Annotated in this window: 10 protein-coding genes; 4 read left to right on the forward strand and 6 right to left on the reverse strand. The window is 59.1% G+C overall.

Features of this window, described 5'->3' with window-relative positions; genetic code table 11:
* Nucleotides 1–7: 7 nt before the first annotated feature.
* Genes WCS52_10215 through WCS52_10240 form a run of 6 tightly spaced genes read right to left on the reverse strand, consistent with a single transcriptional unit; the run spans nucleotide 8 to nucleotide 13,430 of the window.
* Nucleotides 8–1,534, reverse strand: a complete 1,527-nt coding sequence (locus WCS52_10215) for a DUF2723 domain-containing protein (GenBank protein MEI6167559.1) — start codon at nucleotides 1,532–1,534, stop codon at nucleotides 8–10.
* Nucleotides 1,531–3,264: a hypothetical protein gene (locus WCS52_10220; GenBank protein ID MEI6167560.1), complete on the reverse strand. Its 1,734-nt coding sequence runs from the start codon at nucleotides 3,262–3,264 to the stop codon at nucleotides 1,531–1,533. Before WCS52_10220 ends, WCS52_10215 begins: the two co-directional genes overlap by 4 nt.
* A gap of 7 nt (nucleotides 3,265–3,271) precedes the next feature.
* Complete coding sequence (locus tag WCS52_10225; GenBank protein ID MEI6167561.1) at nucleotides 3,272–4,360, reverse strand: GNAT family N-acetyltransferase; 1,089 nt, start codon at nucleotides 4,358–4,360, stop codon at nucleotides 3,272–3,274.
* Nucleotides 4,357–4,680 carry a hypothetical protein gene (locus tag WCS52_10230; GenBank protein MEI6167562.1) on the reverse strand — a complete coding sequence of 108 codons (324 nt, stop codon included), beginning with the start codon at nucleotides 4,678–4,680 and terminating at the stop codon, nucleotides 4,357–4,359. Before WCS52_10230 ends, WCS52_10225 begins: the two co-directional genes overlap by 4 nt.
* On the reverse strand, nucleotides 4,681–5,613 hold the full coding sequence (locus WCS52_10235) for a 4'-phosphopantetheinyl transferase superfamily protein (protein ID MEI6167563.1): 933 nt from the start codon (nucleotides 5,611–5,613) through the stop codon (nucleotides 4,681–4,683).
* Nucleotides 5,514–13,430, reverse strand: coding sequence for an SDR family NAD(P)-dependent oxidoreductase (locus tag WCS52_10240; GenBank protein ID MEI6167564.1), 7,917 nt, complete (start codon nucleotides 13,428–13,430; stop codon nucleotides 5,514–5,516). The genes WCS52_10235 and WCS52_10240 overlap by 100 nt, the downstream gene beginning before the upstream one ends.
* A gap of 225 nt (nucleotides 13,431–13,655) precedes the next feature.
* Here WCS52_10240 and WCS52_10245 point away from each other — a divergent pair, with 225 nt between their 5' ends.
* The 4 genes from WCS52_10245 (at nucleotide 13,656) to WCS52_10260 (ending at nucleotide 21,455) form a co-directional block, all read left to right on the forward strand.
* Nucleotides 13,656–14,354 (forward strand): response regulator, encoded by a 699-nt coding sequence (locus tag WCS52_10245; GenBank protein ID MEI6167565.1) that lies wholly within the window; start codon nucleotides 13,656–13,658, stop codon nucleotides 14,352–14,354.
* Between the two features lie 372 nt (nucleotides 14,355–14,726).
* Entirely contained in the window at nucleotides 14,727–16,844 is a 2,118-nt protein-coding gene (locus WCS52_10250; GenBank protein MEI6167566.1) for a hypothetical protein, read from the forward strand.
* A 182-nt stretch (nucleotides 16,845–17,026) separates the two neighbouring features.
* Complete coding sequence (locus WCS52_10255) at nucleotides 17,027–18,250, forward strand: hypothetical protein (protein MEI6167567.1); 1,224 nt, start codon at nucleotides 17,027–17,029, stop codon at nucleotides 18,248–18,250.
* Nucleotides 18,234–21,455 (forward strand): TonB-dependent receptor, encoded by a 3,222-nt coding sequence (locus tag WCS52_10260; protein ID MEI6167568.1) that lies wholly within the window; start codon nucleotides 18,234–18,236, stop codon nucleotides 21,453–21,455. Before WCS52_10255 ends, WCS52_10260 begins: the two co-directional genes overlap by 17 nt.
* Nucleotide 21,456 lies beyond the last annotated feature (1 nt).

Raw genomic sequence — 21,456 nt, forward strand, 5'->3', positions numbered from 1 at the left:
TGCCACGTTAGCGGTCTATTAGTTTCTGGTGCGGCGGAATCTCGTTTGGCAAAACGCGATAGCAAATCCCTCCCTTAAACGGGCTGAGGGTGAAGTCCTGGCTGAACAGGTTGGGATAGGTCGTGTAGACAGGGTGGCCATCGTGGTGGGCGTCGCAGGCGAGCTGCTGTGCCCCAAGGGGTCCGGTGAAAACCCCGTTGATGACGTGGACGTCCGGCCTTAGGCCGTCAACCAATTGCAGATAGTTGAGGATGGGTTCGTGCTCCCACATGCCGATAAAAAGCGCCTGTGGCCCGAGAGAGGCAAAGATATGTTCCCCCTCGACACGGGCGGAATGATCGCGGCTGAGATCCAGATAGGGGTAGTTGAACCAGCTAAGCGACAAGACCATGGCCCCCGCGAGAAGTTTCAGGGCGATACCAGAAAGGTTCCCTCCCGGCGATGTCGAAACGGAAAGGCGGTCGGCCAGCGTGGACAAGCCTATACAGAAGAAAAAGGCCAGGATCAGGTAGCTCACTGAATACATCCATTCAATGTCCGAGGCGCCGTAGGTTACATAGAAGCCAGAGTGAAAGAGGAACATGAGCAGGCAGGAGAGGGTGAAGTGGCGGCGTTCGCGTGAACCGGTCAGTCCGGAGACCAGGCCCAGCAGCCCCACGGCGGTTGCCAGAAATCCAAAATTGGCCAGCAGTTGAGTGCCGAGCCGGAACAAGTGGCGGCCGATCTCGTTCAGGGTGACGTTGAAAAACATGCTTTCGAACATGCCGCCCCGGATCATCCAGATCACGCCCTTGATCGTGAGCAGGTTGACCTGGGGGAAATAATCGCGCACGTAATCCAGGGACGGGTGAGCCGCCGAGCGGATCGGCATGTATAGGAAGATCGCGATAAAAGCGCACAGGCAGGCGAGCCCCGGTCCGAGGAAACGCCCGGGCTGGCGCCAGAGGGTCGGATCCGAGGTGAAGACCAACCACGCCAGGCCGGGCCCGACCAGGACCAAAGCGGTATGATTACCCGCCCCCAGTCCGGCCAGGATGCCGGTGGCCCACAGAAGCCCGTCGTGATGCGTGGCCCGCCACTTAATGATCAGCCAGATCAGGGCCGATACGATACAGAGATGCGGCGAATACAGTTCGGCCACGATGTTCCAGACCCAGATGTAATAGGAGGCCGCTAGCAACCAGGCCGTCACCACGCCGATCCAGGCCCGGCCGGTGAGCCGGAGTACGGTGGCATAGATGAAGAAAGCACTGAGGGAGCCCGTTACGACCGACATCAGGTTCATCCGCCAGCCCACGTCGCCAAAGGGCAGAAAACAAAAGAGCCGACCCACCAGCAGATAGAGCGGCGAACCTGGACTATGCACAATGCCGAGTGTATAGGCCCCCGTGGTCAGTTCCGCACTATCGAGCCCGTAGACCGTTGGTGCCATCGTGTTGAAGTAGAGGCAGAAGGGTGCCAGGAAAACCAGTAACCCAAGAAGTTGACTTTGACCTTTGGACATGGACTTTTGGACCCTCGACGTTGTGTTCATGGTTTCTCCACGCTGTAGCGGGAGAAGATCATTCCCTGGATGCGGCGATGCTGGGCCAGGATGAGTTTCGGACCATTGGGGACTTTGGGTGGGTCCGGCGGGGTGTCATAACTGACATAGAGGAATGCCGGGGTTTTGTTCGCGATATGGGCGAGCCACAAATCGGGAGTGGCATGGGGATTCAAGGTGTAAAATTCAGTGTGGACAAAGGCTGGTGCCAGGGCCGACGCCAGCCACCATTGGTCGGTGATGAGCGGGCAGTGGGCTTCGTGAATCTCCTGTTCAAAGGCTTGGAGATCCCGCTTGGTGACCTGAACTTCAATCATGCCGCGCACGCCATAGGCGCACGACATGACCACAAGCAAAGTGGCCAGCCCGAGTCCGGCCAACCGGCGCCAGCCCCGGCTCGTCTGTTGAAACCGGGTCACGGCCACCGCGCCCACAGCTGCCGCCAGAAGGTAGGCAAGCAGTGCATACCGCAGTCCCCATTCCGGCCCGCCCGAGGGGCGGCGGAAAAGCCAGGTGGCAAGCGCATAGATGACCAGATAAACCGGCAGTAATGTAACGAGAAATCGTTCGCGCGAGGCAGTGGGCTTATGGCCTGCCGGCAATGGCAACCAGGCCAGAACCAGGCAGGGCGTCGAGAGCAACAGGCCGTGTACCGCCCGGTACCGGTCCGACATACAGAGCCCGAGGAGACTGGGGATACTGACGAGAACCGCTCCGAGCAGCCAGCCGGGGAACTGCCACCGGGGCCCCGTCATTTGGGACAGCGCACACAAGCCCAGTCCGGCCAGTCCGGTCACGGCCCATTTCTGGGATAACGGAACACCGAATGGCAGGGGGTCATTAATGAATACGTGGAGCAGGTGGGTCGGAAGGGCACACCACAACACCGGGTCTTTAAGTCCGGCCCAAGCCCCGGTGACGTTTCGGATAAGTTCCGATGCCCGGTTAGAGTCACCCAGGGTATCGCCTAAGGCCTTCACCATGGCCAGAAGAATAAGGAATGCGAGCAACGCGAGTCCCGCACGGAGCCCGGTGTGGGTCCGACCCTTTCCCAGCAGGAGAAGGCCGGTGCAAGTCAGGGCGGCAAGGAAAATGACCGTTTCGTCGCGCAAGATGAACAACCCTATGAGGCATGCGATCATGGCAACGGCGTAAACCGACTGGCGGTGGGGCGGGGTGCAAACTGCGGCCCACCCCCCAAGCAGGGCGCCCAGGCCCAGGGCACCGGCCAGCGTATGTTCCAGAAATAGAACGGATTGGAAGAACAGGGGCGTTCCGAGTCCAGCCAGCAGCAGCCCCGGGGTGGCCGCGCCGGGTTCCATTTTCCGGGCTAGGACAGAAACGGCGACTACCGACAAAAGGGCGCAGAGCAGGGGAACGACATAGAGGCCCCGGAGACCGAAGAGCTGAAAGAACGGTAACGAAACCAGGGGGAACAAATTGGACCAGTGATTAAGAACTCCCCTGGGCCAGAGCGGCTGTGGATAAATCGGGGCGGTGGGATAGAATGTGAATAACGGATCCTGCGCCGCCGCGCCATAGGCAATGGGGTGGGCTATCCCGGCGTCCGTCAGCAGGCTGTGCATCTGGATAAATTTGGCGCCTTCGTCGGGAGACCAGAATACGGACGGGGGCAGCGATAACAGCGCCGAGAGATAGATCATGCCTATCACCCCCAGGGTGAGGATCCAGTAAAGGGTGTTGTGAGTCACCATTTTCATGGAGGCCTTATGCCGTGTCACTATCGCCTATCGCCAGAAACCAGTTTTCCGCACGCTCCACCCCCTGAAGGTGCAAGGCGGCGCTCGACGTCAACATGTTCGCCTGGAATCGTCCCTTTGTTGTGTTGCGGGGGATGAAACCGTGCAACCGTAACGGGAGGCGCAAATGGGTATGAGGAAACATCCAGACATCGGCAATATCCGCCCCCTGGGATCGGAACCATTGGATGGCGGTCGCAATCAGTTTGTGGGCGGCCCGGCGGTTTCCCTGCCGCGGTGTGACCAGGTCGCAAATCCGTCCGCGAAGCTGGTCCCTCCGCCGTGACAGGCTCAGGACGGCATAACCCTCGATTTCGCCGGAGACGGTCGATTCGATGCCGATGCGCTCATATACGACACCGGGCGCCTCCACATACCGCCAGTTCAAATGACTGGCGTCACGGACAAGCAGGATCAGGTAGTCATCCCGGATTCGTTCCCAAAAGGTGTCAAAACGGGAGTCGAAACGATCCAGCCGGATCATGCGGAGCGGGTGATGTGCAGGGGCCGGAAACCGTGCGGCACAGCGTTCTGTCCAGTGGATGCAGGCCGTAAAAAAACGGGTCAGGAGGCGGACTTCTGGTCGGGCCGGGGATGGGACTGTATTTCTGAGCGGCAGCACGAGCAGAGGAGTTTTTGAAACGGTGGATTGTCCGAGCAGGGTTGACAGGGTGATTGCGGCATTCGCATTGGCGGTTCCGTAAGACAGCGCGACGCCTTGTGCCTCGAGATTATCAATGGTTTTCACGAGCAGGTTAAGGAAGGCGTCGAGTCGGCGATGTTCCCCCAGAATTCCCACATCTGCCCCCTGGACCGCGAGGAGGTCCCGGCCTGCCATGCGGATCCGCAGGGGAATCTGGCCAAGAAAACCAACGATCTTGTGGTCGCGGATCAGTACCGTGGATCCTACCAGATGGCCTGCGCATCCGGAAAATTTCCATTTCAAAACTTCTGCAGTTGTTTGTACACCGAAGACACGGTGAAGCAGAACCGCGACCTCATCGAGGTCGTCAAAGGTGGCGGGACGTGCCAAATACACTAATGAAGGGGTACTCATGGATGTCCATTATAGAGGTGCCGCCCAAGAAACGTCACGACATCCGAAACCCGGATGTCCCGGAGCATCGAGCCATCCGGCTTCACGAACAACATGTGAAAGGGCAGGGGTTTTTTGCCGTGTCGTTTTTGCAGCAAGCCCGCCAATCGGGCGACCGCGATGGAGCTTAAGTCGAGATCGGCTCCGAGGTGGGCGGCGGGGTGAATGTCCGCATAAGTTCTGCCGGGGGAGCGGCCCAGTACCTGGGCGAGGGTCTGGGTTACCTCCTGCAAGAGGGTGTCCTCCGGTTCGTTCTCGGGTTTTTGCCAGGGCCAGGCCATTCAGTTTTCCTCGCGGTGCGCCACTGCGAAAGCCATTCCTCGGTCGCACCCGACGTGGACAGTCATCAGTCTCTGGCTTTGGTGCGTTACGGCGGACTTATGTTTGATTTCGACCTCCACCACGCCCTTGGCGTGGTCGACTCGGCGCACGAGATAGTTCAACGGGTCTCCCATCAACCCGATACCGAGGACTTTGCCGACGGACTCTTTCGCGCACCACAGGCGCAGAAGCCAGTCGTTACGCTCCTCTTCGGGACAGTTTTTCAGCAAGGCTATTTCGGTAGAAGCGAACCCGCCTTCCGCCAGACCCTCATGGCTATCCAGCTGAGAGGCGACGTCGAGGCCAACCCCGCGACTGGATACAGAACGTTCGGCGGCCAAAGCCACGGAGCTGTTCCCGCAGTGCGAGATCGATACAGAAACCCAGGTGCCCGCATTCGGCAGTGCGGTACACTGGACCTGGGGTTGTCCATATTCGTTCGGCAGCACGCTGATGGTTTCCAGGGCGGCCGCCCTATTGTAACGCTCTGTCAAAAGCAGCCTTACTGCATCCTTGGCGGCTACGCGACCGCGCAACCAGCGGCGCTGGGTGTCTGTGTGCGGCAGGTTACGCCAGTGTTTCCACTCGGACTCGAGCAGAATGAAGGGGGCGGCGGTTTCCTTCCAGGCAGTGGTTCGGTTTTCGTCCACACATTGGCAGCACCAGCCATGTTCGAGGCCCGCCGTTTGAACGGGATGTCGCCACGGGCTCCGGACAATGCCGTGCGCCCGATGGCCTGGGAGAGCACCAAACACCAGGGGCGTGCGGAAAGTATCAGCGATGGGGTCTTCCGTCAACATGCCGCAACATGCCGCCTTTCCGTGCTGCGGTGGGGCGCCATTGGGCGGGCGGGGGAGTCGCTGAGGCGATTCAGCGCCCGCGTGCAAGCACATTGCAATCCCTCCATCACCGCAAGCAGACGGCCCTGCAAATCGGTGTAATACAAGTCGGCGGTCAGCAACTCCCCGCCGTCAGAAAGGGTTGGCTTGACTAGGCAGCGGACGGGTTGATCGGAGAGGGATTGATAAAGACGGAACCGCCCGATTTGCATGGGAAGGGGGGTCATGTCGTGCCAGTGACGTTCCCACAGAATCACGAGTTGGAGCGAGGCATCCACCACCGTGGGATCAATCAGCCATTGGCTTCCGGGTGGCGCCTTGGACAGGCACTTCGCGGGAGATACCGAAAGCAATAGTCCTGCGATGGCGTCTTTCCTTATTCCTTCAATGGCCGTGATGCCCGCAAAACAAGGGCCTTGGAATAGCCAACGCGCATAGACCTCGGACACACTGAGCGGAAAGGGTTCAAAGGTTCCGAAGGTTACGGGGGTTATCAAGGAGGGCGTTGAATCGAGTCCGAGTGAAATCTCGGCCAGGTAATTCGCGCGTTGCGGTGTTGCGGAAGTATAAATTTGCATGGAACAGGACCGGGCATGCTCCAGGCCGGGCGGTGAGGCCCCCTGGCGTCCGATGACCCGCAGCGGCATCCGCCCCTCCTGCAGCACAATGCCTTGCTGGATCTGTAGTGAGGTGATTTCAATCCCGCCGGTTTTTGGTGCCGTTAATGCCCGGGCCGATTCCGCCATCAGTTCCATGGCCATGGCTGCGGGAAACACCGGCTTGCCGTCGAGTTGATGGTCGAGCAGGTACGCCTGCTCCGCAGGATCAAGGATACAGGCGATTTCGAGTGAGCCATGGTGATGAATCACGGATTCATCACCCGCGATCAGGGGGAACGCCCATTGTTGTTCCTTCGCCTGAACCTCTCCGGAAGAGTAGGGGGCGTCGCCATAAAGCACCTCCACGTCACCCTTGCGGCCGTATAGCAATTCTTCGAGGAGGCGACGCCGGCCTGCCTGGAGGGGGATAATCTGCACCCCCCGATCCTGGAACCGGCGCTGGACTTCTTCCGATGCCATGCCGGCGCACTGCCAGGGGCCCCATAAAATGGCGATCACCCGACCTGCCATGCGGTGATCCAGGTCGCAGGCCAGGGCGTTCAGTACGCCGTTGGCAGCCGCATAGTCGCTTTGTCCGGCGTTGCCGAGCGAGGCCACGGATGAGAAGAAGACCAGGAACTTCAGAGAGTCGAGTTGTAAATGCCGGGCTAGTATAAATGCGCCATCCGCCTTGGTGTCGAACACGCGGTCGAAGGATTCGGGCGTCTTGTCCTCCACCCGCTTGTCCTCGATCAGACCTGCGCCGTGGATCACCCCGTCCAATCGTCCGAACTTGGTATAGAGGTGTTTCAGGGCGTCGCCGAAAGACTTGGCATCGCGGACATCGGTTTGAACATAGGTTACTCTGGTGCCGGCTTTCCGGAGGGCCGACAGGGTGTCTCGAATTTCCCGTTCCCGGCACAGACGACGATAGGCGGACTCGATCTCGGCCATGGTTGCCTTGCCGCCGGGGTGGGATAATTTTCCAGCAAGAATACGACGAAGTTCCCCTGGCTCCACGACGCCCCGCGTCGGGTCGGCTTCCGTGGCGGCGGGCAAGGCGGAGCGTCCCGCCAGCACGAGCGTGGGGTTGAAGCGTTCCGCAAGTTCCAGCGCGACCTGTGCGGTGATGCCGCAGGCGCCCCCGGTTATCAGGATGACCCAGTCCTGGCCGATGCGCAGGGGTTCTCCTTTATTCAAGTCCAGCTCGGCCGGCTCGATCCGGACCTGTTGTCGCCGGCCTTGATTGAAAACGATGAACCGGGCCTGGTCATCGCGGTGGAGTTCATCCATAATCCCGTGTGCCAGCGTGAGAATGGGTTCGCGGTTGTCGAGGGCGAGGGTGCGGCCCCTGAGACCGGGCCATTCCGTGGCAAGGGTGTTGATCAGCCCCGTCAGGCCCCCGTGGCCAGGGAACCGGTCTGCGGTCCCGATGGCCGCGAATACGCACTGGTGGCCTGCGGGAGGAATTTGTAAATCCGCTGCGGCCGCCTGGGCCAGATAGAAGAGCGCTTTGACGTCTTCCTGGATCGTCCGGCGCCACAGGTCCAGGGACATGGCGTTGGTCGGGGGGAGATGGCGGAGTGGCCGCAGGTGAATCAGGCCTGCGATCCGGCCCTCGTTACGGCGGATGGTGGCGACTAGCTCATGCAGGTTCGTCGGGCTTGAAAAATTGGCCGGGTAATGGGGGGTCGTACCGTCCGGTTTGTCATTTGCCGAAACCACCACCGCACGGGCCCCCTCAGCGCGGAGGGCGTCCGCCACTGTTTCGGCAAGTCCATTCCCGTCATCTGTGATGATGAGCACACCCTGCGGCAATGCGGCCTTCTCCGCCGGTATGGGCGCATCTTCCATTCGCATCATGAAACGTGGCACGGGAACGTCCGGGTCGGGCTTCGTGACAGGCTCAACCGCGGCGCCCGCTTCAGGTTTCGGGGCCGCCGGGCTTCCGTTGACAGGAACCGAGGTGATCCGATCGATAAGCCCCCTCAAGGTCCTGAGGCTCGCCAGATTACCGGCGGTGGAGGCGTCGGGGGAGGCGCCGAGATGAGGGAATGCCTTGCGCAGACGGCCGGCAATTTCGACGCGCTTAATGGAATCAATACCGAGATCCGCCTCAAGATCCGCGTCAACATCCAGCATATCCGGAGGATACCCGGTGCGGTCGCCCACAATACGCAGTACCTCCTGGCGAATATGCCCGGCGCCTTTCTGCGCAACGGGCGCGTCCGGTGTGGCGGGACTGACCGGCGTGACCGGGAGGGGCGCTGCTGCAGGAACGGGTGCCAGGGGGACAGGAGCAGGAGACGCTGTCGCCCCCACGGTGGAGGCCTTACCCAGCGCCGCCGCCATGACGCGTTGATGGGTCTCGAGGAGACGTTGCATGACCTGTTCATGGGCTCGCAGCAGGGACGCAAGGTGGCCGGTTTCCCCTGTTCCGAGAACAGGGAGGGCCGTGAGTTGATCTTGAGCAGGGAGGGGTTGAGAGTGCATGGGTGTGGCGCGGCCACCGTCCACCCACCAGGCAGTGGGCGGGAAGGGGGCGTCGAGGCTTTCCTTGATTAAGTGATCCAATGTGTATTGACGTGGGCACCGGCCTTCGAACAACCGGTCCAATTGTACCGGTGCGCCATGGGCGGCCAATTGAGCCAGGGCGTGCAGTAACGCTTCCAAACCGGAGCGTTGGCGCGTTTCCAGAGGAACGACCACCCGCTCGCGATCACCCAGAATCTGCTCAGTCAGTCCGGTCAGTACGCTGCGGGGTCCGACTTCAACAAAGACGCGTGTTCCCGCCGCGTACATCGCCTGGATCTCCGCCATAAACCGTACGGGCGATACCAGATGCTCTCCCAATTGCGACCGGATGGCGGCCGGTTCAGTTGGGTAGGCCTCGCCGGTGGTGTTGGAATAAACGCTCAATTCAGGTGAGGCAAAAGGAATCTCCCCAAGCCGTGCTTGCAACCGGTTTTTGGCAGGGGCCATGAGGGGCGAATGGAACGCGCAGGCCACGGGAATGGCCTGCGCGGGAACCTCCTGCGCCTCCAGTCGCTTCAGCGCGGCAGCAATCGCCGTTCGGGTGCCGGAGATGATAGTCTGGCGCGGTGAATTGAGGTTGGCGATCCACAGGTCGGGTAGGTTGCCCACAAGGGAGCAGGTTTTCTCCTCGTCCCCCCCGACCGCCGCCATGGCCCCCAGATCCCCCCTGGCTTCTTCGAGGATGAACCGGCCGCGGGATTCCGACAGGTCAAACAACTGTTCGGCCGTAATGCACCCTGCGGCGTGGAGGGCCGCATACTCACCATAACTGTGGCCTGCCACCCGGTTCGGCGTCACGCCCAGAGCGCGCAGCAGGTTCAAAAGACCAGTGGCGGCGGCTCCGAGAGCGGGTTGGGCCACGTTGGTTGCCGTGAGCGCGTGCCGTGCCGCACGTTCCTCGTCTTCGCTGAAACGGGGCGGGGGGAACACAAATGAGGACAGTGGTTTTTCGAAACGGTCGGCGAGCGTGCGGTCGGCTCTCTCGAAGGCTTCGCGGATTTCGTGGAAATGAACGGCGAGTTCGCGCAACATGTCGGGGTACTGTGACCCCTGTCCCGGGAAAAGAAAGGCGAGGCCGCCGTTCCTCGCCAGTGCCTGAGGGGTCAGATAAATCCCGGCGGCGGCATCCCAGACGGCTGATATTCCAGCTCCGAGTTTCGCGTTGATAAGCTCCAGTTTGGCGGACAGGTCATTAAGTGAGGAGGCCACGATGGCCAGAGTGGTGCCATCGGGTTGGTGTTGGGTCTGTTGCCACAGGGTAAAGGAAAGATCTTGCAGGGCCGGGCGGGCACCTGTCTTGAGAGCCTTCAGCAGCAGGGTGACCTGCGGGATGACTTCCGTAATGGAGCGGGCGCGCCACAGAAAGAGGTCACTGGGCCACCGCCCGGAGGCGGCCGGGGCGGCCGCCCCGGCATATTCTTCGACAATCGCGTGATAGTTCGCGCCACCAAATCCAAAGGCACTGACCGCGGCACGGCGGGGTTGATCCGGAGCGGTGGAGATCCAGGGGCGGGTTTCGGTGTTGGCGTAAAGGGCCCCGTTGGTCAGGCTGTCGTTCGGTTTCTCCACACCGAGGGTGGCGGGCAGGACCTTGTGGTGGAGCGCCAGGGCGACCTTGAGCAGGCCGGTAACGCCTGCGGCACCCTTGGTATGGCCGATCATGGATTTCACCGAACCGAGCGCTATCGAACCGGGTTTGGCGCCGTCAGCTTCGAAGACCCGGCGCAGGGATTCGGTCTCCGCCCGGTCGCCCGCCACGGTTCCAGTTCCGTGTGCTTCGATCAGGCTGATCGTTGCGGGGGAAATACCGGCCATGCGATAAGCGCGCTGGAGTGCGCGGATCTGTCCTTCCGGTGAGGGTGCGGTTAAGCCTTTGGCGCGCCCGTCACTGGAGGCCCCGACTCCCTTGATGACAGCGTAGATGCGGTCGCCATCCCGTTCCGCATCACTAACCCGTTTCAGGACCAGCATGGAAAGACCCTCGCTGATGCAAGTGCCGTCAGCGGTATGGTCGAAGGTGCGGCAACGACCGCGCGGGGAGAGCGCCTGGGTTTTGCAGAAACAGAGGTAGTTGAAGGGACTCTGAAACGTATCGGCTCCGCCGGTCAGAACCATGTCGCTGGCACCGCTTTCAAGTTCGCGACAGGCGAGATAGACGGCGGCCAGCGAAGACGCGCAGGCTGCGTCCACCGCGAAACTGGGTCCGCCCAGGTCGAACCGGTTGGTAATGCGGCCGGCAATCACATTCAGGAGGATTCCGGCAAAAGAATCTTCTGTCCACTCAGGCAGTTTCCGCTGGTGGCCCGCCATGGCGGGCCTATCAGTGCCAGCCGACAGGGCGGAGCGCAGAACGTAGTCCTGCCCCAACTCTGCCAGACCGCCGCTGACGCCGATGATGACCGATGTAGTTTCCCGCGGGAAAGAACGATTTTCGTATCCGGCGTCCCGCAACGCGGCGCGCGCCAGTTCCAACGCCAGCAACTGAATGGGTTCGATGGAGGCGAGCGAACTGGGCGGCATGCCATAACTCGCCGGGTCAAATGCGACTGGGTCCAGGAACCCGCCCCAACGCGCGTAAATGCGATCGGCGGTTTCGCGGTGGTCGTCAAAATACAGTTTCCAATCCCAACGGGTGGGTGGGACTTCGCGAATGGCATTGATCTTGTTCAGGATGTTGGTCCAGAACTGATCAAGATTCCGGGCGCCAGGCAGCAGGCAACTCATGCCTACGATGGCAATCCCGTTCCGCGTCCCCGCGTGAGGCGGAGTGCTTTCGGCCGCCGGGCTGGCCGCCTCCATCAGGAGACGAGTTCCCCCGGCAATGACGTCATCATGTAATTCTGGCACGGTGTAAACGCCCTGATGGAGTGCGGCCGCCTGCCCTAGCATGAAGAGCCCTTCGGCAAGTTGCTCGTTTTCATTCACAGGGGTTACCTTGCCCGCGACGCTATGCCGGCGCGTCACCCCTTTTGCGGCCAGGCGCAGGCGTCCGATATTCAGTGTTTCCAGTATCCCGCGAAGCTGCTCGGGGGTAGCCCCTTCGGCACGTAGACGGGATTTTTGATGGGAAAACACCTCGGCGTAGGGGGTGGGGGCACAGCGCACGACATGGCCGGGTCCGGTTTCGAGCAGAAGCGTGTGGCGACACGCGCATGCCTGGCGCTGGAAGTGCTCAAGAATCGCACCCGATGACACCGCTTCCTTCGTGAACAGATAGGCGGTGCCCATGAGAAACCCGATTTTTACGCCGCGCTCTGCCAATGACGCCACGCAGACAGCGGCCATGGCAGCACTGCATGCGTCGTGGATGCCCCCTGCCAGCAACACGTGGCAGGTGGCCAGTTCATTCGCAGGAAGGGATTCCAGCAGAACCTGTGTCGCCTGTTCCCACAGGACAAAACTTGATAACGGACCGACGTGCCCTCCGCATTCGCGGCCTTCAAACACGAACCAGCGAGTCCCCTCCTCAATAAACAGTTTAAGGAGCCCTGAAGTGGGGACATGAAGATAGGTTTGTATGCCGTCCTGCTCCAGAATGTGTGCCTGTTCCGGTTGTCCGCCCGCGATGAGCGCGAAAGGCGGGTGGTGTCGGCGCACAACGGATAACTGCTCTTCACGTAGCGGGGCGGCGAGAAAGCCCAGTAATCCGACTCCCCAGGGGCGCTTGCCGAGGTGGCGGCGTGTTTCTCCGAGGAGCGACTCAAGCTCGGCGGCGCGCTGCAATCCCAGCGCGAGGAACGGCAAGCCGCCCGCCTCTGCAACCGACTCCGCAAAGGCAGGGGTGTCACTGACGCGGGTCATCGGGCCTTGCACGATCGGGTACCGTGTCGCGTGTGCCGCCGTCCAGGGCGAGCCCTCTTTTAAGGGGGCGCTACAGAGTGCGGAGCGAAGGTGCGAGCGCAGTTCGGCCCGAAGGCCACGCAGAGTACGGCCCACCGTACCATAACGCCCGGCTAAATGACGCGCGAAACAGGCATCCTGTCCGAGCGGAGCCAACGACGTAAGCTCATCCCCCCATCCGATGCGTTTGCGGATATCTTCCGGGTTGAGGGTTTGTGTGGCCTCCCCGCGGGGTGCGAGGGTGCGGAACATAAGGTTTGGATGGACTCTGAGGCACAGCGTTTCGGTTCCGTCCATGCCTGCGATACGGGTTCGCATCGGCGGGGACAGAGGCGACTCTTCTAACAGCGCCAGTTGGGCATCCAGCACGACTCCGGCGGCACCGCCAACGTAAGCGGCGGCAACCGTATGTGTCCCGATACCTCCCTGCACCCATATAGGTATCGAGACGCTGCGGCGCAGATGCTGCAAGAGCACAAAGGCGGTTTCCTCCCCGACCCAGCCGCCGGATTCGTTTCCCTTGGCGATCACGCCGTCAGCGCCCGCCGATTCCGCCGCCTGCGCCACCTCGGTGGTCACGACTTCAACCAGTACGCGCACGTTCCGTTCGCGGAGGGGGAGCACGACACTGCGTAATGTCCCGGGGGCAGGGGAACTCAGAATAACCCAGCCGACATGGGAGGGGAGATGTTTCAGGATATCGGGAGTGAGGACATGATCACTCAGGTCAAGGCGCACACCGCAACGCTCACGAGGGGTGCCCTGAAGCTCCGTAAGTGCCGCGCGCACCACAGATGAAGAGGGAGCGAACTCGCCGTTGATGATCCCGATTTCGCCTGACTGGATAGCGGCTAAAGCAATGCCCCGAGGCGCGATGCCCGCAAATGAAACTGCCATAAAATGAAAATCGCGCATCCCTGTCATGATGAGGTTCTCCCGTAATCACCTGAGGATCCCATGTATCTGTTAGCACACGATCAGGGTGCTGTAAGAACGCCGTTCAAGCGCTGGTGTTCTTATGAATATCTGACGCTTCGCTAATCGGGAGCTAATGAAGCTGCGACAGAGTAAACAGGTGTTTCAGAAGACGTGTAGGGGTGAAGGGATTGCGTGAAATGTCCCATGGACGTAACTCAAAAAGTAATACTGGTTGTCGATGACGAGAAAGACATTCTTGAGCTGGTGAACTATAACCTGACGCGAGAAGGGTTTGGGGTGGTCACGGCCAAGTCCGGCGAAGAGGGATTGAATGCGGTGGCCCAGAAGAAGCCCGATCTCATTCTTCTTGATCTCATGCTGCCGGGGATGAATGGGCTCGATGTATGCAGAAAATTGAAAAAAGATCCTGCCACGGCGAGCATTCCGATTATTATGATCACGGCCAAGAGTGAGGAATCGGAAATTATCGTGGGACTGGAACTCGGGGCGGATGACTATGTAGGCAAACCCTTCAGCATTAAAGTGCTCAGCTCCAGGATCCGCTCCGTACTGCGCCGCCAGCAGGTTTACCTCTATAACCAGAAGAATGAGTTGCGGGTGGGCTACTTTGAAATCAGTCCAAGTCGATTTCGGGTGCTGGCCGGTGGCAAGCCCGTTGAAAATCTCACCGTGACGGAATTTCATCTCCTTCACTTTCTTGCCAGCCGGCCAGGCCGTGTTATGAACCGGCAACTGATTCTGGATGCCGTGCGAGGTGAGGAAATCGCCGTGACTGAGCGTGCCGTGGATGTCCAGATGGTTGGCTTGCGCAAGAAGCTTGGTCCGTACGCGGACTGCATCGAGGCTGTGCGTGGCGTCGGCTACCGGTTCAAGGATGCCTGAGCGTCTGCCTGTCGTCAGTCCATTCCCCCGCAACCAGTTGACCTGGCGCCCCCACGCCCCCCCTATTCCCCTCTCGCGGACCGGTGAAAACTAATCGAAAAAAATGAAACTCCTAATTCACTGCAAACGGGGTTTTACGAGCATGCCGACATCGTAAATCAAAAAAGAGGGGCGGAAGGCGGGCACAAAACCCGCTCACCGCGAAAGGAAACAACCAGGAGAATAGGAGGTGGGTTCGCGGTAAAGGCAAAGCGAGGGACGTCAAGGAATAACGCGGGTGAAACGGAAAAAATCAAAAAGTCGGATGAATGTGGATGGTAGTGTGAATCAAAATACACGAGATCAATAAACAGTTAAGAATCAAAGAAACAAATGAAAACAAATACAAATAGAGTTTTAGCAGGACTGATGTCCGCCGCGGCGCTTGCGCTCGGCGCTCAGCAGGCCGGAGCTGCCGATATCGTCGTTTCCAACGACGTGACTGCGAGCACGACCTGGTTGAGCAGTAATGTATATAAATTGGATCGCCTGATCTTGGTAAAGAACGGCGCGACCCTGACCATTCAGCCGGGTACGGTTGTTCGTGGTCTTCCCGTGGGCCCGGTGCCCAGCGAACCCGGTTCTCTGCTCATCTGCCGTGGTGCGAAAATTAACGCCCAGGGCACGGCGGCGAACCCGATCGTGTTCACGGATCAGTACGATGACAGCATCGGCGCCAATCCGGGAAGCACCAATAACCCCGTGGGCACAGACTACGGCAAGTTGAACAATCAGCTCACCGGGCAGTGGGGTGGACTGATCGTTGCCGGTCGGTCATACATCGCGTGGGACTCCATGGACGCTTCCGGCGTGTACTCGCCTGACGGCCGGATTGAATCCGCGATCGAAGGCCTGGTTCATCTGACGGGTGACTGCAGTTACGGCGGTCAGGATGATATGGACAACAGCGGTATCCTGAACTACGTATCGAGCCGATACGGTGGATTCGTTCTTGGTCCGACCAAGGAAATCAACGGCATCACCTTCTGCGGCGTGGGCCGTGGGACAACGATTGATCACCTGGACGTGTACAACACGAAGGATGACAATGTTGAGTTCTTCGGTGGTACCGCCAACATGAAGCACTTGGTGGCTTGGAACGGTTGCGATGATGGTATCGACACTGACACCGGCTGGCGTGGCAAGATCCAGTTCGCACTGGTCGTGCAGGGCGTCGCCACCATCACGGGTGGTGCAACGCAGTTGCCTGACAGCTCTGACAAGGGCTTGGAGTGGGATGGCGCGGGTGACGCGACCGGGTTCAATGATGATCCCCAGTCCTGCGGCTCGTTGTTCAACTACACGTTTGTTGGTCTTGGCGGTTCCGGAGACCCGGCGAACACCTTCGCGAACATTCGCGACAATGGCGCTGGCCGGATCTACAACGGTATCGTGATGGACTTCGCCGGCGGCATTACGCTGATCGAAGGCGCCACCAATACCTGGGCACTTGGCGCGAACTGTTCGGCGATGAAGTTGTATCAGGACTATGCGCAAGACGGCTATTTCCTGGGCAACACGAACCGTCAGGGTTTGGCTGTGAACAACCCCGGATTTGCCAACTACATTGGTTATCCCGATGCCATCGCTGGGTCCAAGAAGCTCGAGTTCAAGCGCAACTTGTTCTGGAACTTCGGCACCCCGCACTCCATCGGTATTACGAACGGGTATGATGTCACGGCCGGGAAACTGCTTGTTGGAACAGACAATTCCCGTTTCGCCAATCATGCGCACTTCGGCTATACCCCCAATAACACGGGTTATGATGTCGTCGCGGCGGGTAACGCGGGCGGCAACCTTGTCTTCGACAACACCAGCCTGCCTGCTCCGGCGATGACCCCGATCGCCTATTACGAGCGTGAGACCACCGTCTATAACTTCCAGCCGACGTTCCGCCCTGTGTCGCATCCTTACACCTGCGTGAAAAAGATCGACCCCCGGGCCAATACGAACTTCTGGAGCGCCATTGCGACCTACGGTGTGCAGCCTCCTGCGGACGGGTTCTATACTCCTGTTCAGTTCATCGGCGCCATGGGCAAGAAGAACTGGGCGGGTCCCTGGAGCACCCCGTGGCGTTTGGGCGGATTCGTGACGAACAACGTTCCTACGGGTGACGAGACCGGCATTGTGCCGACGATCACCAGTGGCGCTGGCATCGTGAATATCGCGCTGAACTCCGATACCTATGAAGGCATCAACGCCGACTTCTGGTTGGTGGCGGTGAAATCAACGGGCACGATCTACCGTTTCAACCTCGCCACGGGCGCTTGGGTGGTAGGCTTGACGAGCACGTTGCAAGGGCCTCTCCTGAGCACCGCCGCGCCGATCGCGATCTCAACCGCGTCGTTGCCGGCTGGCGCCTATGACATCTACTTCGGAGTCGATCTGGTCAAGGACAATCTGGTGACCTTTGATCAGCTCTATGTTGCGGGTGTGCATATCGTCAAGTAACAGAATGGACAGGTGAACCCGCAGAAAAGGGGTTCAGTGGAGTACTGGCGGCGGGAGTTTTCCCGCCGCCAGTTTTTTTGGAGGGGATCTCGCGCAATAATAGCAGTCCCCTAATAGAGGCCTAACATGGGCGTGCATAATTCCCGATGCTTCAATACGGCGGTATTACAGGAAACAAAATAATGAACACGTTAAGGCAGAAGATGACAACAGCAGGTTGGGTGACCGGATTAGCCGCTTCAGCCACGCTGATCCTCATGATGACGGGTTGCGGCCCTGCGGTGACCAAACCGGTGGCGGTGGCTACAAACGTCCCGCTCAGCTACGGCTGGAAATATGCCTGTGCGATAACCAACGCGGCCATTGATTTGAGCGACCGCGGTCAGGCCCAGAAGAAGATTGTCCTTGCCTATCTGGCGGAAGGAGATACCGAAACGGCCCGCGCCTGTGCGGTGCAGATTGAAGACTGGAGCAAGGGAATGGCCCTGGCCGCCATTGCTGAGTCACTGGTCGCACACGGTGAAAGGGCGAAAGCCGAAGCCATGCTGCCCGAACTCGAAACCTGTGGTTTCACGGCAACAGATTGGCAGCGTGATTATCTCCGCTCGGCCATTATCCGCATCCAAGCCTTGCTGGGACGGGGGAACGATGTGGCCCATGGGGCGGCAAAGTTCAACGCCCGCTCCAGTTTGGGGGGCGATGTCGCGGCCAATCTCGCGCTCACGCTTGCCAAAACAGGTCGGGTGGATGAGGCCACTGGAATTCTGGACAACCTGGCGAAGACCAACGGGATTGATACTGCGGACGCCAGTGTGCGGGGGTATCTGGACCTGGTCGTCTCTGGTCAGATTAATCCCGATATAGCCACGCAAATGATGGTCAGTGCCTGGGCAACGACGAAACAGGTCAAGCCATATCGGCGCTGGGAATTGCAGTTAAAGGTGATCGATGCAATGGCGAGCCATGGGTTGGCTGAACAGGCTCGCGAATGTTTGGAGCAAGTGGGCTCCAATGTCGTTGGCGCGGTCAAACTACCGGTGGAAGTCCAGATTTCCCTGCTGAGTCAAGGCGCCATCTTGTGGAAAAGATTTGGCGATCAAGGTAAGAGCCAGGCACTGATTGATGCCGCGGAAATAAGCATTACCCGCCAATTGGAAGTGATTTTCCAGCCTTTCGCCTATGCCGAATTAGCGGATACCTATGCGGCAATCGGGGATCAAGTTAAGGCTCGTGCCCTCTATCTCCAGGCTCTCGACATCGCGATTGAATTGGTGAACCGTCGTCCGCGGGCTATCGCCGGTGTGGATGTGTGCGTGTCGTTGACAGGACACAAAGAGGTCATGGATGCGGATATCCAGAAGAAGCTCGAGCGCTTGAACGGGACATTCGATGCCACACAGCCATAGAGGATGGCTGATCAGGGCTGTGTTGGTTCTGGAGTTTGCCTTGGGTGTGCCGGCCAGGGGGCAGGTACCCTTGGGGGGGCTTCGTGGCTCGGTATCGGATGCGGAGTTCGGCGGGCCGGCCGCTCAGGCGGTCGTTCAGTTGGTAGAACTGAACCTGAAGCAAGCCACGACTGAAGACGGGCATTTTCTATTCGAGGGCGTGCCCCCGGGAACCTATACCGTTACGGTATCCAAGCCAGGTTATGAGCGCCGCGTTGAGTCTTCCGTGATCGTGATGGCCGGAGCGCTGGCGGATCTGGCGATTGAGTTAAAAGGCGAATTTACGGATATGGAGGAATTGATGGTGCGTGATTTGGAACTGACCGATACCGCCAGTGAGTCAGGGCTCCTGAACCTGCGCAGGAGTACGCTGTCATTCCAGGATTCCGTGAGCAAGGACATGATGAGCCGGGCCGGGGCGAGCGACGCAGCCGGTGCGTTGAAATTAGTGGTGGGGGCCTCGGTGGTGGATGGCAAATATGCCACCGTACGCGGCATGAGTGACCGCTATGTGGGCGTGGCGCTGAACGGTATGCGGGTGCCCAGTTCGGATCCGAAGAAGCGGGCCGTGCAGTTGGATATCTTTCCGTCCGGAACGATCGAGAGTATGACGGTATCAAAAACGTTTACCCCTGATTTGCCCGGTGATTACAGCGGTGGCGGGATCAACATCCGCACCATCTCGATTCCCGAAAAACCGTTCGCGAAATTCTCGATGTCCCGTGAAATCAATGGCCAGAATACAGGGAAGGACGGGTTTGTGACTTACGAGGGGGGAGGATGCAGCCAGTGGGGCCGCGATCTGGGCTCGCGGGCCATGCCGACGGAGCTGGCCTCGATGGTTAACAATCCTACGCTCGCGGGAAGTATTGCTTCAGGAAATTTGCCCGGGAACTATTCCAAGCACGACCAGTTGGTGGATGCTGACCATCCGCAGAATCCGGTTTTCGCGGAGTATGACAAGATCACGCGCTCCCTGTCGCCGGCTATGGGAACCAAATACACCGAAGTGCCCGACGGCAACTACGGTTATTCCCTGAGCAGCGGCAGTCGCAAAAATGTGGGCGGCGATTGGACTGTGGGCGGCATTGGCGCCTTCACCTATGGCAATAAATTTTCGGTACAGGACGTGACTGAGAGAACCTATGCACTGGATCCGCCCGGAATCGAGACCGCCGATAGCGCCCAGTACCGCCGCCAGACGGGCATCCAGGAAGTCAAAGACAGCATGCTGGTCTCCGTGGGTTTGGCAAAAGGGGATGAGCAGTCATTTGGCTTCACCTGGCTCCGGACGCAGACGGCCACTGATCGTGCATCCATCCGCAATGATGTCAGGTTTCCTGATCAGATGGGGGACAGCGGTCAGGCAGACCGGCTTCAAGGCATCCAGTATACGGAACGTTCGACGGATACACGGCAGTTCACCTGGCAGCGGAAATTCGAGGCCTTCGATGTGGACTTGTTCGCGGCACAGAACCAGGTGCGGCAGTATGATCCGGACACGCGGCGGTTCCGGGAGCTGGTATCCCACCCGGATTCAAATACCTGGAATTATATCGTGGAGCAGCCGACCAGTGCCCAGGCGGTATTCAATGCCTCCCGCATCTGGCGCGATATTGAAGAGGATAACACGCAGGAGGGCATGAATCTGGCCTTCCCGTTCCGGAGCAATGAGTCGGACGGAAAATTCAAACTCGGGTTCGTCAAGGATAGGACTCAGAGGACGTTTTCCCAGTCAGCCTTTACTTATGTCAATGTGTCGCAGTACCAGCAGAAGCCCCCGGCTGACAGTTCAAATTCGAATGCGGTGGAATGGTATAACCATGATGTCGATGCCGCATCCTTCAAGACGACTGCGGCGGATCCAGGCGCATTATGGACGGATTCATTCTCGGACCCCAACACCATTGGTGGGGGGCCTTATCAAAATGAAATGCGCTGGTATATCAAGCCGCAACTCCAGAACAACGTGAGTTATGAGGGGAATCAGGATATCCCCTCGGGGTATTGGATGCTGGATTATCCTTTGACCGAGCGGCTCAAGGCGCTTTGTGGTGCCAGGCTTGAAGTGACCGACATTTCGGTCAACCCGTACTCATCCTTTGAGGCCGTCATGCCTGGAACCGCTCCGTATTATACCCTGACTAATAATTCAGGCGCCTACCTCATGCAGCAAGTTACGCGCGATCAGGCCCAGACCCATCTGCAGGAGGCGGACTGGCTGCGTTCGATGGGGTTGGTGTACGAACTGGCGCCGAAAATGAATCTGCGGGTAAACTGGTCGCAGACCATTGCGCGTCCCACCTTCCGGGAAACCGCCTCGGTGTTATCCGTGGATCCCATCGACAATGAAAACTTTTTTGGGAATCAGAACCTCCGGGTCTCTCATATTGAGAACGATGACGTGCGCTGGGAATGGTTCAGGAAACCCGGCGAGGTGTGGGCGGTGAGTTGGTTCTACAAAAAGATTACCGATCCGATCGAGAAGGTCTCCTTTAACTATTTTGGCGATCCCTACGTCGTGGCGGTCAATTATCCCGAGGGTCAGGTTACGGGAATGGAATACGAGGCCCGGAAAGATCTCGATTTTCTCCCGGGCCCGTTCGAGGCGTTGCATGTGGGGGCCAACTACACAAAGATGAGATCTTTGGTGGTGTTGCCTGCTGACTATGCAAACCAGCTCAAGGATTACAACCTCTACCCCGAAGAGCGGGACACAGCTGAACAATACGTGTCGCCTTTTGACCAGTTCGCAAAGGGCTTTGCCTTCAGTTTCTTCAATATGAATGATCTGGGCGCTTCGAAAGGAGCCACGAGGGATATGGAAGGCCAACCGGCGTATTTGTGTAACTTCAACCTGGGGTATGACATTGAGAAATGGGGAACCTCCCTGAATTGGTTTTACAATATCCGGGGCGACATGCTCAAGACCGGCGCGGCTGTGGCGAGTGCCGCCATCCCGGATGTTTATACCAAGAAGGCGGCCCTGGTGAATTTCGGTCTGACGCAGAAACTCAATAAAACGGTCAGCGTCACCCTTGGTGCACAGAATCTGCTCGATCAGGAGGTCCGGGAGGTTTACCGCCTGCCGGATGGAAAGGAAATCCTCAAACGGAGTTACCGTGAGGGGATTCGTTACACATTCAGCATTTCGGGTACCTGGTGAA

Source organism: bacterium, from assembly GCA_037128595.1.
GTDB lineage: Bacteria > Verrucomicrobiota > Kiritimatiellia > CAIKKV01 > CAITUY01 > JAABPW01.

Excerpts from the sequence above, each read along its gene's own strand:
- WCS52_10215 (MEI6167559.1), bottom strand. The coding sequence starts at position 1,534 with ATGAACACAACGTCGAGGGTCCAAAAGTCCATGTCCAAAGGTCAAAGT.
- WCS52_10220 (MEI6167560.1), bottom strand. The coding sequence starts at position 3,264 with ATGAAAATGGTGACTCACAACACCCTTTACTGGATCCTCACCCTGGGG.
- WCS52_10225 (MEI6167561.1), bottom strand. The coding sequence starts at position 4,360 with ATGAGTACCCCTTCATTAGTGTATTTGGCACGTCCCGCCACCTTTGAC.
- WCS52_10230 (MEI6167562.1), bottom strand. The coding sequence starts at position 4,680 with ATGGCCTGGCCCTGGCAAAAACCCGAGAACGAACCGGAGGACACCCTC.
- WCS52_10235 (MEI6167563.1), bottom strand. The coding sequence starts at position 5,613 with ATGTGCTTGCACGCGGGCGCTGAATCGCCTCAGCGACTCCCCCGCCCG.
- WCS52_10240 (MEI6167564.1), bottom strand. The coding sequence starts at position 13,430 with ATGGCAGTTTCATTTGCGGGCATCGCGCCTCGGGGCATTGCTTTAGCC.
- WCS52_10245 (MEI6167565.1), top strand. The coding sequence starts at position 13,656 with ATGGACGTAACTCAAAAAGTAATACTGGTTGTCGATGACGAGAAAGAC.
- WCS52_10250 (MEI6167566.1), top strand. The coding sequence starts at position 14,727 with ATGAAAACAAATACAAATAGAGTTTTAGCAGGACTGATGTCCGCCGCG.
- WCS52_10255 (MEI6167567.1), top strand. The coding sequence starts at position 17,027 with ATGAACACGTTAAGGCAGAAGATGACAACAGCAGGTTGGGTGACCGGA.
- WCS52_10260 (MEI6167568.1), top strand. The coding sequence starts at position 18,234 with ATGCCACACAGCCATAGAGGATGGCTGATCAGGGCTGTGTTGGTTCTG.